The organism is Stenotrophomonas sp. 86428_Sma, assembly GCF_056481585.1.
The window spans coordinates 1,998,165-2,011,414 of the sequence record NZ_CM151156.1 but is presented as its reverse complement, the minus strand read 5'-3'; the positions used below and the strand labels follow the sequence as shown (position 1 = coordinate 2,011,414).

Sequence of the window (13,250 nt, the reverse complement as noted above, 5' to 3'; positions counted from 1 at the left end):
CAATGACCAAGCAAATCCAGCACGCCTACATCGTCGCCGCCACCCGTACCCCGGTTGGCAAGGCGCCCAAGGGCATGTTCCGCAACACCCGCCCCGACGACATGCTTGCGCACGTGCTGCGCAGCGTCGTCGCCCAGGCCCCGGGCGTGGACGTCAACCGCATCGATGACGCGATCATCGGCTGCGCCATGCCGGAAGCCGAGCAGGGCATGAACGTGGCGCGCATCGGCGTGCTGCTGGCTGGCCTGCCGAACACCATCGCCGCGCAGACCGTGAACCGCTTCTGCTCGTCCGGCCTGCAGGCCGTGGCGCAGGCCGCCGACGCGATCCGCCTGGGCAACGCCGACCTGATGCTGGCCGGTGGCACCGAATCGATGTCGATGGTGCCGATGATGGGCAACAAGATCGCGATGGCGCCGAGCGTGTTCGACAACGACCACGTCGCCATCGCCTACGGCATGGGCATCACCGCCGAGAAGGTCGCCGAAGAGTGGAAGGTCTCGCGCGAAGACCAGGACGCCTTCGCCCTCGCCTCGCACCAGAAGGCCATGGCCGCGATCCAGAACGGCGACTTCAAGGACGAGATCAGCCCGTACGAGATCGTCTCGCACCTGCCGGACCTGGCCGATGGCCAGCGCATCATCACCCGCAACAAGATCGCCGACACCGACGAAGGCCCGCGCCCGGATTCCTCGGCCGAAGGCCTGGCCAAGCTGCGCCCGGTGTTCCGCAACGGCCAGTTCGGGGGCACCGTCACTGCTGGCAACTCGTCGCAGATGAGCGATGGCGCCGGTGCCGTGCTGCTGGCCTCGGAACAGGCGATCAAGGACTACGGCCTGACCCCGCTGGCCCGTTTCGTCAGCTTCTCGGTAGCCGGCGTGCGCCCGGAAGTGATGGGCATCGGCCCGATCGCCGCGATCCCGAAGGCACTGAAGCAGGCCGGCCTGACCCAGGACCAGCTGGACTGGATTGAACTGAACGAAGCCTTCGCCGCGCAGTCGCTGGCGGTGATCCGCGATTGCGGCCTGGACCCGAACAAGGTCAACCCGCTGGGTGGCGCGATTGCCCTGGGCCACCCGCTGGGCGCGACCGGCGCGATCCGCACCGCAACCCTGCTGCACGGCCTGCGTCGTCGCCAGCAGAAGTACGGCATGGTGACGATGTGCATCGGCACCGGCATGGGCGCAGCGGGTATTTTCGAGGCGCTGTAAGGTTCAAAGCGTTGCCGGTCGGGATGTCGGCTTACTGCAGGGCCCGGGTGGGTGAGACTGCCCGGGACACGCCGTGAACCCGTCCCTGGGGGCTCGATGGCGCCATCCATGGCGCCAACGGTCCCGGGCAGCCCTGCCGACCCGGCCCTTCCAGCCTCCCCGCGGCGGAGGAGTGAGCAAAGGCAAGGGCAGTAGAGCCACGCCATGCGTGGATGCTCGCGGAAACGAAAAAGGCAGCCATTGGCTGCCTTTTTCGTTTCTGTGACCCGTCCTGAATTGGGTTGACACCTTTTCCCTCTGGAAAAGGAATGTTCAATGAAATCAACAATCAGGCGCAGTCAGCGGGATTACTCGCTGGCCTTCAAGTTGTCCGTGGTCGATCAGGTCGAGCGTGGAGAACTGACCTATAAGAAGGCTCAGGAGCGATACGGTATCCAAGGTAGCAGCACGGTTCTGAAGTGGCTTCGCCGCCATGGTCGGCAGGATTGGTCAGGTGGTGCATCATCTGCCCCCATGACGACTTCTCCCAAAAGTGGACCGGCCACGCCGCTGACGCCGGAACAACAGATCAAGGCCCTGCAGGTCCAGTTGCGGGAGGCCAACGAGAAAGCACAGCTTTTCGAAGCCATCGTGGATGTCCTCAAAGAGGATTACGGGGTGCGCATCGTAAAAAAGCCTTCAGGCAAGTCCTCACGCAAGGGCGCCTCAAAGGCGTAAGCGTGGCAAGGGCTTGCCGCCATTTCGGCATCAGTCGACAGGCGTTCTATCAAGCGGGGTGCCGGCATCAACGACGACGCGCCAGCGAGACCAAAGCACTGGCGCTGGTGAGCGATTGCCGCGTGCGGCAGCCACGGATCGGGACGCGCAAGTTGCACCATTTGATCGGACCGAAGCTGCAGGCGGCGGGAATCACCATGGGGCGTGACCGGTTGTTTGACGTACTTCGGGAAGCGCGCCTGCTGGTACCGAAACGTCGGGCTTATCACAAGACTACCGACAGCCATCATCGCTTTCGCAGGCATCCGAATCTGCTCAAACCTGGCCAAGGATGCGTAATACCAACCGGTAGCGAGCAGGTGTGGGTGGCGGACATCACCTATCTGCCGACGCAGGGGAAGTTCGTGTATCTGAGCCTGGTCACCGATGCCTGGTCGCGCAAGATCGTGGGCTGGAGCGTGCATGAAACGCTACAGACAGAGCAGGTAGCTCAGGCGCTGGAGATGGCGCTGAAAGGGAGAAAGACACCGCAGAAGCTGATCCATCACTCTGATCGTGGAATCCAGTACTGCTCGGATTACTACCAGAAGATCCATGCGCGGCACGGCCTGACCTGCTCGATGACCGACGGCTACGACTGCTATCAGAACGCTCTGGCAGAGCGAGTCAACGGGATCCTCAAGTGCGAGTTCCTGCTTCATCGCCCACGGGACCTGGGGCAAGCCCGCCAGATGGTGGCTGAGGCCGTAGACATCTACAACGCTGAGCGCCCCCACCTGTCCCTTAAAATGCAGACGCCCGATGCGATGCATCGGGCGTCTTTGGCCGCCTGACGGCGGCCGGACCATCCACCCATCGGTGTCAACCTATGGCAGGACGAGTCACTGTTTTTGCCTTTGATTCCGCCCTTCCCGTCCGCGCCCGCAGGAAACATGACAGGCGGGGCGGGTGGGCCTTTGCAGGACCGTTCGCCGCATGGATGCGGCGACCGAGCCCCCATGGACGGGTTTACGGCGTGTCCTGCAAAGGCCCACCCGTCCCGCCCATCACGTATCAATCAAGGCGCAGCACGGAGCGCTTGATAGAACCCTTATTCCGCCAACATCGCCGTCAGTTTCTCCCGCGCCGGCCCTGCCAGCTTCGGGTTGTCCAGCGCGAAGCGGATCGTCGCCTCCACCAGCCCCAGGTGCGTGCCGCAGTCGAAGCGGGTGCCCTCGAAGCGGTAGGCATCGACCTCTTCGGTCTTCAGCAGCTGCGCGATCGCATCGGTCAGCTGGATCTCGCCACCGGCACCACTGCCGGTCTGTTCCAGCAGCTCGAAAATCTTCGGGCTCAGCACATAACGGCCAACCACCGCCAGATCGCTCGGCGCGTCCTCCGGCTTCGGCTTCTCCACGATCTGCGAAATGCGACCCTTGCGGCCGTCGAACGCGTCAGTGGCAACGATGCCGTAGCTGGCAGTCTTGTCGTGCGGCACGTCTTCAACGGCGATCACGCTGGCACCACTGGCCTCGTTGAGGTCGGCCATCTGCTTCAGTGCGCCGTCGCCGCGGTTCCAGATCAGGTCGTCCGGCAACAGCACCGCGAACGGCTCGTCACCGATCACGGCCTTGGCGCACAGCACCGCATGGCCCAAGCCCAGTGCTTCGGCCTGGGTCACGAAGATCGCGCGCACGCCATTGGGCAGCACATGGCGGATCATCTCCAGCTGCTCCTGCTTGCCGGCGCGCTCGAGCTTCTGCTCCAGTTCGTAGGCCTTGTCGAAGTAGTCGGCCACGGCATGCTTGTAGCGGTTGGTGATGAACACCAGCGTGTCGCAACCGGCTTCAATCGCTTCATCGACCGCGTACTGGATCAGCGGACGATCAATGATCGGCAACATTTCCTTCGGAACCGTCTTGGTTGCCGGCAAAAAGCGCGTCCCGAGCCCTGCCACTGGAAAAACTGCCTTGCGAATTCGCTTGCTCATTGGTGCCTGTTGGCCTCACGTGCCGGAAAGGGCACGACTTTAGCGGATGAAATGTAAGCATCCTGTTCGATGGGAGAGAACTCCGGCATCGTCGCGAACAGGATCTCCTGGATGCTGGTCGTGTCGTAACCAGCCACGGCATCGCGCAGGCGCGGGACATTGCCCAGCACCAGGTCACGCGAGAACGTACGTACACCGGCCTCGAGAATCTTCGGGTGCGCGGTGGAACGGTAGTCCTCGTCCGAATAGAACAGCGTCTCGTGCAGCTTTTCGCCCGGACGCAGCCCGGTGTAGATGATCGGAATGTCCTTGTACGGCTGCTTGCCGGCCAGGCGGATCATCTGCTCGGCAAGCACGCGGATCGGCACCGGCTCGCCCATGTCGAGCGTATAGATCGCACCATGCGATGCCGAAGCGGCCGCCTGCAGGATCAGCTGGCAGGCCTCCGGGATGGTCATGAAGTAGCGACTGACTTCCGGGTCGGTGACGGTCACCGGACCGCCACGCAGAATCTGTTCGCGGAACAGCGGCACGACGCTGCCGGCCGAGGCCAGCACATTGCCGAAGCGCACCGTAACGAAACGGGTATGCGTGGACTTCTGGTCCAGGCTCTGGCAGATCATCTCCGCATAGCGCTTGCTGGCGCCCAGTGCATTGACCGGGTCGACCGCCTTGTCGGTGGAGATGAACACGAAATGCTCAACGCGCGCTTCCAGACAGGCGCGGGCCACGTTCTCGGTGGCCAGGATGTTGTTGCGCACCGCTTCGCGCAGCTGCCGCTCCAGCACCGGCACGTGCTTGTAGGCAGCCGCGTGGAAGGCGGTGTCGACCGGATGCAGCGACAGGGCGTGGCGGATCACCGCCGGGTCACCGCAGTCGCCCAGCACCGCTTCGATCTCGACATCGGGGAAGCTGCGCCGCAGCTCGCCTTCGATGGTCAGCAGCAGCAGTTCGCTGATCTCGAGCAGGATGATGCGGCCGGCACCATGCCGTGCGCACTGGCGGCAAAGCTCGGAGCCGATCGAACCGCCGGCACCGGTGACCATCACCGTACGCCCGCCCAGCCAGCCACGGATCAGGTTCCAGTCCGGCATGATCGGCTTGCGGCCCAGCAGATCCTCGATCGCCACTTCCTTCAGCTGCCCCGGCAGCGACTGGCCCTGCAGGATGTCGCTGAGCTTGGGCACGGTGCGGAACGGCACGCCGGTGCTTTCGCAGATGGCGACGATCCGCTGCATGCCCGCCGCGTCCAGCGACGGAATGGCGATCACCAGCAGCTTCGCCGCTGTCTCCCGGACCACCGTCGGCGCATCGTCCAGGGTGCCGAGGATCGGCAGGCCCTGCAGCTTGGCGCCGCGCAGGTGCGGCGCATCGTCCAGCAGGCCGACCGGCTCGAAATTACCGGAACGGCGCAGGTCACGGACCAGAGTCTCGGCGGCCTGGCCGGCACCCAGGATCAGCACGCGGCGCGCGGACGAGTCCGACTGCAGTGCCTGATAGTCCTTCCAGGCCCGGTACAGCAGGCGCGGCGCGCCCAGCAGCGCCGACAGCGCGAACGGATAGATCACCAGCACCGACATCGGCACGCCGTCGAAGCGCTTCCACATCAGCACCAGCACGATGGCGACCATGCCGATGAAACTGGCCTTGAAGATGTTCAGCAGGTCGCTGACGCTGGCGAACCGCCACAGGCCCCGATAGAGGCCCACGCGCCAGAACACCATGCCCTGCAGCAGCAGCACCAGCGTGGTGTCGACGTTCCAGAGAGGGAGCTCGGGGGCGTTGGCCAGGATCGAATACCGCCCCGCGTGGAGCAGCTGCCAGCATGCCCAGACCATGAACAGGTCGTGGCAGACGATGGCCGAACGCGGCATCAGGCCGAGGATTCTGTCCCGCCAGGGTGAAGCCATAAGTCAGGTATTTCCTTTTGGGTGGCGCAATCCATTGCGCAGGAGGAGCCAGAGGACGCTCAGCGCAATGAACCACGCGAACGCCACGGCAGCCTCCCACCTCGGCTGCAAATTGGAGCAGACATTAAGCACTGTAATACTGAACAGGCCCAAAGCAAAGTACATCCCTGTTACCTGGGCGTGACTGGCTCCTGCCTGCACCGCGCGCTGGTAGACATGCTGGGTATGGGGTTCCATCCAGCGTTGTCCGGAAATGATGCGCGCCAGCAGTGTGAAGCCCGCGTCCACAAGGAACGGCGATGCCGACACCAGCAGCAGGATCCAGTGGATGTCGGTCTTGACGCTGGCCAGTGCCAGCACTGCCGCCACCGCGTAGCCCAGCGCGCCACTCCCGACATCGCCCATGAAGATCCGGGCCCGCGGGAAGTTGAACGGCAGGAAGCCCAAGCAGGCCAGGCCCAACGCGACCGCCGCCAGCGAGTACGGCCAGGGCAGCAGCGGCGCCAGCCCCAGCGCGACCACAATGGCCTGGCTGGCCGCGATGCCGTTGATCCCATCCATGAAATTCCAGATGTTGATCAGCGAGGCGGTGAACAGCAGGACCAGTACGGCCAGCAGCCAGCTGCCACCGTGGACCTTGACCAGCGCGGCCAGCAGCGCGGCGGCGATGAAGTGCACCATCAGGCGGCGCATGGCCGGCAGCGGCCGGTGGTCGTCCCACCAGCCGATACCCGCCACCAGCGCCAGGCCAAGGCTGGCGACCAGCAGGCTCGGACGCGCTTCGGGCCAGGCCCACATGGCAACACCGGCGGTCACCAGCAGGCTGATGACAATGGCGATGCCGCCGCCGCGGGGGGTCGCCACGCTATGGCTGCGCCGCTCGCCCGGCTGGTCAAACAGTTGCCGGCGCAGCGCGTAACCCCGCGCCGCCCAGGTCAGTGCCGCACTCAGCAGGGCCAGGCCCAGCAGCGCGCCCATCACGAGCCACGGCATGGATCAGAGCACCGCGTAGTTCAGCAGCGGCTTGACCGTACCCCACTCCTTGCAGCTCGGGCACTGCCAGTGGTGGGTGCGCGCACCGAAACCACAACGGGTGCAGCGATAGGCCGGATTGCGCACCAACAACTGGTCGGTGATGTGCTTGAGGTCGTGCAGGGTCGCCGTGGAATCGGCGCCTTCAGCCAGGGTCAGGTCGATCAGCGCGGACTCGCCACGCACCGACGGGCGATCCTTGAGCTGGCGGCCCAGGTAGGCACGGGCCGGCGCCACGCCCTCCTGCTCTTCCATCAGGCGGGTCAGCGCCAGCACCGGGGCGATGCCGCGGTAGTGCTCGGTCATCTCCGACAGGAACGCGCGTGCGCCTGCCAGATCGCCGACCTTGCGGTAGTTCTGCATCAGCGCCGGCAGCAGTTCCGGCAGGTATTCGGGGTCGTTGCGCGCGGCACGCTCGAAGGCGCGCACGGCCGCTTCCGGATTGCCGGCATCGGTTTCCAAGCGTCCTTCAATGATGCCGGCGCGTACCGACATCGCATCGGCCTGGTAGGCCCGGGCAATCGCTGCCCTCGCCTCTTCCAGCTTGCCAGCACCGCGGAAGCGTTCGGCCAGTTCGCACTCGAACTGCCCGATCAGCTTGCCCATCGGCTCGCCGGTGACGTCCTCGAAACGGGTCGCGTTGTCGATCGCCTTTTCCCAGTCGCGCTCGGCCTGGTAGATACCGATCAGGTGCTTGAGTGCCTGCGGCGCACGCTGGTCCAGCTGGGCCAGTTCGGTGAACACGGTCTCGGCGCGGTCCAGCAGGCCGGACTTCATGTAGTCCTCGCCCAGTGCCAGCAGCGCCTGCACGCGTTGCGCATCGCTGAGGTCGTGGCGGTTGACCAGGCCCTGGTGCAGGCGGATGGCGCGGTCGACTTCGCCGCGGCGACGGAACAGGTGGCCCAGCGCGACCTGGGTCTCGAAGGTTTCCTTGTCCAGCTCGGCGATGTGCAGGAACAGCTCGATGGCCTTGTCCGGCTGTTCGTTGAGCAGGTAGTTCAGGCCGCGGAAGTAGGTGCTGGACAGGCGGCTGACCTGGCTGTCACCGTGGCGTTGACCACCACGCCGTCCGATCACCCACCCGGCCAGTGCGGCCAGCGGAACGAACAGGAAGAACCAGAACCACTCGGTGACGAAATCCATCTTCGATCAGCGTCCATCAAAAGATTGGGGGGAAGCAACCGGTGCCGGCGTGGCGACAGCGGACTTGTTGGCGCGGCGCAACTGGCTGTAGAGCGGAATGACCACGCTCACCAGCACCAGGCCGGCACCGACGATGACACCCACCAGCAGCGCGGCGATCAGGGCCACGCCCACCGAGGTATGCAGTTGGGTAAACAGCAGGTTGATCGACATCGCGGTCATGTTGACCGCACCGATGATCAACCCAAGGATCAGAACCGCCAGCAGGACCAGCAGACGAAAAACCTTCATGCGACAGCTCCAGTGGCAGGAGTCCGTAGCTTATCCGACTCGCGGCTGGATTCGCACGCGGTGGCGCGACGGGAGGCTCAGGCCGGATCGGCGTCCAGCGGCAGCACGCTGCTGACCCGCTCACGCAGTTCCTTGCCCGGCTTGAAATGAGGGACGTGCTTGCCCGGCAGGGCAACCGATTCGCCGGTCTTCGGGTTGCGACCCAGGCGCGGCGGACGATAGTGCAGCGAGAAGCTGCCAAAACCACGGATTTCGATGCGATCCCCGGCGGACAGCGATCCGCCCATCATTTCCAGCAACGACTTCACCGCCAGATCGACATCATCGGCCTTCAGGTGCGCCTGGCGGCGCGCAAGGATTTCGATCAGTTCGGATTTGGTCATTACCGGCTCACATCAGGGGTATCTCAGCCTGAAACGGCCCGGGCAATGCCCGGGCCGTCCAGGAAACAACGAACAGCGTAAGGCCGATTACTCGGACTTGTTGCCGTTCAGCTGTGCACGCAGCAGCGCGCCCAGCTGGGTGGTGCCGCTGGAAGCCGAAGAGGACTGGTATTCCTCCAGCACTTCGCGCATTTCAGCGTCGTCCTTGGCCTTGATCGACAGCTGCAGGGTACGGCCCTTGCGGTCCATGCCCACGAACTTGGCTTCGACCTTGTCGCCGACCTTCAGGTGCTGGGTGGCGTCGTCAACGCGCTCGTTGGCGATGTCGCGTGCCGAGACGTAACCTTCGATGCCGTCAGCCAGCTCGATGATCGCGCCCTTGGCGTCGACTTCCTTCACCACGCCTTCGACCTTGGAGCCCTTCGGATTGGCAGCCATGTACTGGCCGAACGGATCCTGCTCCAGCTGCTTCACGCCCAGGGAGATGCGCTCGCGCTCCGGATCGACAGCCAGGACGACGGCGTCCAGGGTATCGCCCTTCTTGAAGTTGCGAACGACGTCTTCGCCAGTGGTGTTCCAGCTGATGTCGGACAGGTGGACCAGGCCGTCGATGCCGCCGTCCAGGCCGATGAAGATGCCGAAGTCGGTGATCGACTTGATCTGGCCCGACACCTTGTCACCCTTCTTGTGGGTGGCAGCGAAGGTTTCCCACGGATTGGCGGCAACCTGCTTCATGCCCAGCGAGATACGGCGACGCTCTTCATCGACGTCCAGCACCATCACTTCGACTTCATCACCAACCTGGACAACCTTGGACGGGTTGACGTTCTTGTTGGTCCAATCCATCTCGGAGACGTGCACCAGGCCTTCGACGCCCGGCTCGATCTCAACGAACGCACCGTAATCGGTGACGTTGGAGACCTTGCCGAAGACGCGGCTGTTGGCCGGGTAACGACGGCCGATGTTGTCCCACGGATCCTCGCCCAGCTGCTTCAGGCCCAGCGAAACGCGGTTGCGCTCGCGGTCGAACTTCAGCACGCGGACGTCCAGCTCGTCGCCGACGTTCACGACTTCCGACGGGTGACGCACGCGCTTCCACGCCATGTCGGTGATGTGCAGCAGGCCGTCGATACCGCCCAGGTCCACGAACGCGCCGTAATCGGTCAGGTTCTTGACGACACCCTTCAGGATCGCGCCTTCCTGCAGCTTGTCCATCAGCTGCTCGCGCTCTTCCGAGTGCTCGCTTTCGACGACAGCGCGGCGCGAGACCACGACGTTGTTACGCTTGCGGTCCAGCTTGATGAGCTTGAACTCGAGCTCCTTGCCTTCCAGGTAGGCCGGATCGCGCACCGGGCGCACATCGACCAGGGAACCCGGCAGGAAGGCGCGGACATCCTTGATGTCCACGGTGAAACCACCCTTGACCTTGCCGCTGATGCGACCGGTGATGGTTTCGTTCTTTTCCAACGCTTCTTCCAGCTCGTCCCACACCATCGCGCGCTTGGCCTTCTCGCGCGACAGGACGGTTTCGCCGAAGCCGTTCTCGATCGAGTCGAGGGCGACCTTGACGATGTCGCCTTCGGCGACGTCGATTTCGCCAGCGTCGTTACGGAACTGTTCGATCGGCACGATGCCTTCGGACTTCAGGCCAGCGTTGATCACCACGACGTCGCCGCGGACTTCAACAACGGTACCGCTGACGATGGCGCCCGGCTTCAGCTTGGCCAGATTGGCCTGGCTGGCTTCAAACAGTTCGGCAAATGATTCGGTCATTAGATTTACTCTGTTGGACACATGGGTCGGTGGCGTCCCCTTCAGGGGAATGGCGACCGCCCGCCTGTTGGTCGACCCCGAAAACGCAGGTCGTGTGTAGTAGGAAAACCGCCACGCATCATTGCGCGACGGAGCTGGTACAGCACTGCTATGCGCGACCACCACCGATGCTGCTGGCAGCGCTCCCGCGCGAACGGATCAGGCAGCCGGAACCGGAAGCAGATCCATCACTCTGGCAACGACATCTGCGATGCCGACGCCTGTGGTGTCGATGAGGACAGCATCGTCTGCCGGCTTCAGGGGCGCCACGGTACGCTGAGCATCACGGGCGTCGCGGGCCATGATCTCGCGCAGGAGGTCATCAAAGTTAACAGAAACCCCCTTGTCTTTCAACTGCTTATGCCGGCGCTCGGCGCGCTCCTCGGCACTGGCGGTCAGGAAGACCTTGTAGGAGGCGTCCGGGAAGATCACCGTGCCCATGTCGCGGCCATCGGCAACCAGGCCGGGCAGCTCCCTGAATGCGCGCTGACGCTCCTTCAGGGCAGCCCGGACCTCGGGAATGGCGGCGATGGCCGAGGCCAGCGCGCCGGTGGTCTCCAGGCGCAGCTCGTCGGTGGCATCGGTCCCGTTCACCATGACCCGCATGGCTTCACCCTGCTCGACAAACTGAACGTGGGTATCAAAGGTGCAGCGGACCAGCGCCGAGGCATCGGAGGTATCGATGTCGGCCCAGCTCGCGGCCACGCCCACTGCCCGGTACAGCGCGCCCGAGTCCAGGTAATGCCAGCCCATCCGGCGCGCGATGATGCGGCTGATGGTACCCTTGCCAGCCCCTGAAGGGCCGTCGATGGTCAGGACGGGAGCGAGTGGATTCATGGGGTTCCCAGAGCGTGTGAAGGGGTCATTCTAGCCCCTGTCAGACGCCCCCAATGGGATCTTTTGTGCAACCACTTGAAACCACGAGGAAAAGCCCGGTAGAATGGCGGGCTTGAACGAGCGTCAACTGCCGATTGTCTTTCGCATATCGCGGCCACGCTCCACCCGAACAACTACTGTTTACGCCGAGGTATGCCATGAAAGTCCTGTCCTCCCTGAAGTCGGCGAAGGCCCGTCACCGTGACTGCAAGGTCGTGCGTCGTCGTGGCAAGATCTTCGTCATCTGCAAGTCGAACCCGCGTTTCAAGGCGCGTCAGCGCTAAGCCCAACGGCCTTCGCGGCTGCGGCTGGCCCTACGCGGGGCCGACCCGATGCAAAAAGCCGCCTTCGGGCGGTTTTTTGTTTATGCGGCTTTTTCCTGCCGTTTTTGCTGTAATCGCCTTTCTTGACCACTGGGGAGTAGATCGAGATGAAGCGTTACCTGTCCGCCCTGGCCGTGATGGCCACCCTGGCCGCCGCCACGCCGGCGCTGGCCGATACCCTGCTTGTCGACCGTGCCCGCGAGAAGCCGGCCGGTGCCCTGCCCGTGCGCGGCCAGAGCATGCAGCAGGTACAGGCGCAGTTCGGCGCGCCGAGCGAGCAGCTGCAGCCGCGTGGCGGGCAGAAGCGGCAATGGCCGACCATCAACCGCTGGGTGTACCCGCAGTTCACCGTCTACTTCGAGAAGCAGAAGGTGATCGACGTGGTGGCCAACCAGGCGGACCCGAACGAAATCGGCCCGAAACCGCCGATCCGTTGATCCCTTTACCCGCCCTGGGCGGGCCTGTGTAGCGAGACCATGAACCAGACCCTTCGTTTTCCTGCCGAGTGGGAAGCCCAGAGCGGCGTCCTGATTGCCTGGCCCACCGCCGACACCGACTGGGCCGACCGCCTGGGCCAGGTGGAAGAGACCTACATCGCGCTGGTCGCGGCCATCACCCGCTTCCAGCCGGTGCTGATCTGCGTGGCAGACGACGATGTGGAGACCTATGCCGAGATGCGGCTGCGCTCCAACCGCATCGACATGGACAAGGTCCACTTCACCACGGCGGCCTACGACGATACCTGGTTGCGCGACTCCGGCCCGATCACCCTGCGCCGTGCCGACGGCGGCTTCCAGCTGCTGGATTTCCGCTTCACCGGCTGGGGCGGCAAGTTCGACGCCACCCTGGATGACCAGCTGGTGGGCGTGCTCGACCAGGCCGGCGTGTTCAACGACGCACCGGTGCGCAGCATTCCGTTCGCGCTGGAAGGCGGCGGCATCGAGACCGACGGCGAAGGCACCCTGCTGACCACCTGGAAGTGCCTGCACGAGCGCCACCCGGACCGCGACCGCGCCAGCCTGAGCGCCGACCTGGCCGACTGGCTGCAGCAGGACCGCGTGCTGTGGCTGGACCACGGCTACCTGGAAGGCGACGACACCGACGCGCACATCGACACCCTCGCCCGCTTCGCCTCGGCTGACAGCATCGTCTACCAGGCCTGCGACGACGAGAGCGACTCGCACTACGCCGAACTGCAGGCGATGGGCAATGAGCTGGCCGCGCTGCGTACCAAGGATGGCCAGCCGTACCGCCTGTTCCCGCTGCCGTGGGCACAGCCGGTGATCGACGAAGGCCGCCGCCTGGCTGCCTCGTACGCCAACTACCTGATCGTCAACGGCGCGGTGCTGATGCCGGCCTATGGCGATCCGGCCGATGACCTGGCCCGCGACGTGCTGGCACAGGCGCACCCGGGCCGCGAAATCGTGCAGGTGCCCTGCCGCTCGCTGATCTGGCAGAACGGCAGCCTGCACTGCATCACCATGCAGCTGCCGGCAGGGTTGTTGAAGGCCTGAGGATGGGTAGTGCCGGCCGCTGGCCGGCAACCATGCAATGCCTGATGGATTGACGGGGTTGCCGGCCAG

General features: G+C 64.5%; 13 protein-coding genes. 5 read left to right on the top strand and 8 right to left on the bottom strand.

The genetic code is table 11. From position 1 onward, the window contains the following. The first annotated feature begins 2 nt into the window (after nt 1-2). Both ACZK3J_RS09300 and ACZK3J_RS09295 read left to right on the top strand, forming a co-directional pair. Nucleotides 3-1,211, top strand: a complete 1,209-nt coding sequence (locus tag ACZK3J_RS09300; protein WP_478476792.1) for an acetyl-CoA C-acyltransferase — start codon at nt 3-5, stop codon at nt 1,209-1,211. 315 nt (nt 1,212-1,526) lie between these two features. Continuing rightward, nucleotides 1,527-2,761 (top strand): IS3 family transposase gene (locus ACZK3J_RS09295; RefSeq protein WP_223224739.1). Its coding sequence is split into 2 segments (ribosomal slippage): nt 1,527-1,878 and nt 1,878-2,761, totalling 1,236 coding nucleotides; the frame shifts between segments, so codons are not numbered across the junction. A gap of 257 nt (nt 2,762-3,018) precedes the next feature. On the opposite strand, the gene galU is transcribed toward ACZK3J_RS09295, so the two are convergent. The 8 genes from galU to cmk all read right to left on the bottom strand — a co-directional run bounded on the left by galU (nt 3,019) and on the right by cmk (nt 11,305). Beyond that, complete coding sequence (gene galU / locus ACZK3J_RS09290; protein WP_019336276.1) at nt 3,019-3,897, bottom strand: UTP--glucose-1-phosphate uridylyltransferase GalU; 879 nt, start codon at nt 3,895-3,897, stop codon at nt 3,019-3,021. After that, nucleotides 3,894-5,807: a polysaccharide biosynthesis protein gene (locus ACZK3J_RS09285; protein WP_032130079.1), complete on the bottom strand. Its 1,914-nt coding sequence runs from the start codon at nt 5,805-5,807 to the stop codon at nt 3,894-3,896. The genes galU and ACZK3J_RS09285 overlap by 4 nt, the downstream gene beginning before the upstream one ends. 3 nt (nt 5,808-5,810) lie before the next feature. Next, nucleotides 5,811-6,800 (bottom strand): MraY family glycosyltransferase, encoded by a 990-nt coding sequence (locus ACZK3J_RS09280; RefSeq protein ID WP_049462301.1) that lies wholly within the window; start codon nt 6,798-6,800, stop codon nt 5,811-5,813. 3 nt (nt 6,801-6,803) lie between these two features. After that, on the bottom strand, nt 6,804-7,982 hold the full coding sequence (gene lapB, locus ACZK3J_RS09275) for a lipopolysaccharide assembly protein LapB (RefSeq protein ID WP_005416232.1): 1,179 nt from the start codon (nt 7,980-7,982) through the stop codon (nt 6,804-6,806). Nucleotides 7,983-7,988: 6 nt separating this feature from the next. Further along, a complete protein-coding gene (locus ACZK3J_RS09270) occupies nt 7,989-8,273 on the bottom strand; it encodes a LapA family protein (RefSeq protein ID WP_010484569.1) in 285 nt (94 codons plus the stop codon). Nucleotides 8,274-8,350: 77 nt separating this feature from the next. Further along, a complete protein-coding gene (locus ACZK3J_RS09265) occupies nt 8,351-8,656 on the bottom strand; it encodes an integration host factor subunit beta (protein ID WP_005409286.1) in 306 nt (101 codons plus the stop codon). An 87-nt stretch (nt 8,657-8,743) separates the two neighbouring features. Continuing rightward, entirely contained in the window at nt 8,744-10,429 is a 1,686-nt protein-coding gene (gene rpsA, locus ACZK3J_RS09260; RefSeq protein WP_005416230.1) for a 30S ribosomal protein S1, read from the bottom strand. A gap of 198 nt (nt 10,430-10,627) precedes the next feature. Next, on the bottom strand, nt 10,628-11,305 hold the full coding sequence (gene cmk, locus ACZK3J_RS09255) for a (d)CMP kinase (RefSeq protein ID WP_049462302.1): 678 nt from the start codon (nt 11,303-11,305) through the stop codon (nt 10,628-10,630). A 197-nt stretch (nt 11,306-11,502) separates the two neighbouring features. Between cmk and ykgO the strand changes: the two genes are divergently transcribed. The 3 genes from ykgO to ACZK3J_RS09240 all read left to right on the top strand — a co-directional run bounded on the left by ykgO (nt 11,503) and on the right by ACZK3J_RS09240 (nt 13,181). Next, the gene (gene ykgO, locus ACZK3J_RS09250) at nt 11,503-11,628 is read left to right on the top strand and encodes a type B 50S ribosomal protein L36 (RefSeq protein ID WP_005409283.1); all 126 of its coding nucleotides are present in this window, start codon (nt 11,503-11,505) and stop codon (nt 11,626-11,628) included. Nucleotides 11,629-11,804: 176 nt separating this feature from the next. Further along, nucleotides 11,805-12,104: a hypothetical protein gene (locus ACZK3J_RS09245; RefSeq protein WP_227837998.1), complete on the top strand. Its 300-nt coding sequence runs from the start codon at nt 11,805-11,807 to the stop codon at nt 12,102-12,104. Between the two features lie 39 nt (nt 12,105-12,143). Next, nucleotides 12,144-13,181 carry an agmatine deiminase family protein gene (locus ACZK3J_RS09240; protein ID WP_032130076.1) on the top strand — a complete coding sequence of 346 codons (1,038 nt, stop codon included), beginning with the start codon at nt 12,144-12,146 and terminating at the stop codon, nt 13,179-13,181. Nucleotides 13,182-13,250: the final 69 nt, after the last annotated feature.

What these genes read in the sequence shown, in the direction of transcription:
- galU (WP_019336276.1), bottom strand. Translation starts at nt 3,897, where the DNA reads ATGAGCAAGCGAATTCGCAAGGCAGTTTTTCCAGTGGCAGGGCTCGGG.
- ACZK3J_RS09280 (WP_049462301.1), bottom strand. Translation starts at nt 6,800, where the DNA reads ATGCCGTGGCTCGTGATGGGCGCGCTGCTGGGCCTGGCCCTGCTGAGT.
- ykgO (WP_005409283.1), top strand. Translation starts at nt 11,503, where the DNA reads ATGAAAGTCCTGTCCTCCCTGAAGTCGGCGAAGGCCCGTCACCGTGAC.
- ACZK3J_RS09300 (WP_478476792.1), top strand. Translation starts at nt 3, where the DNA reads ATGACCAAGCAAATCCAGCACGCCTACATCGTCGCCGCCACCCGTACC.
- ACZK3J_RS09270 (WP_010484569.1), bottom strand. Translation starts at nt 8,273, where the DNA reads ATGAAGGTTTTTCGTCTGCTGGTCCTGCTGGCGGTTCTGATCCTTGGG.
- cmk (WP_049462302.1), bottom strand. Translation starts at nt 11,305, where the DNA reads ATGAATCCACTCGCTCCCGTCCTGACCATCGACGGCCCTTCAGGGGCT.
- ACZK3J_RS09265 (WP_005409286.1), bottom strand. Translation starts at nt 8,656, where the DNA reads ATGACCAAATCCGAACTGATCGAAATCCTTGCGCGCCGCCAGGCGCAC.
- rpsA (WP_005416230.1), bottom strand. Translation starts at nt 10,429, where the DNA reads ATGACCGAATCATTTGCCGAACTGTTTGAAGCCAGCCAGGCCAATCTG.
- ACZK3J_RS09245 (WP_227837998.1), top strand. Translation starts at nt 11,805, where the DNA reads ATGGCCACCCTGGCCGCCGCCACGCCGGCGCTGGCCGATACCCTGCTT.
- ACZK3J_RS09240 (WP_032130076.1), top strand. Translation starts at nt 12,144, where the DNA reads ATGAACCAGACCCTTCGTTTTCCTGCCGAGTGGGAAGCCCAGAGCGGC.
- lapB (WP_005416232.1), bottom strand. Translation starts at nt 7,982, where the DNA reads ATGGATTTCGTCACCGAGTGGTTCTGGTTCTTCCTGTTCGTTCCGCTG.
- ACZK3J_RS09285 (WP_032130079.1), bottom strand. Translation starts at nt 5,807, where the DNA reads ATGGCTTCACCCTGGCGGGACAGAATCCTCGGCCTGATGCCGCGTTCG.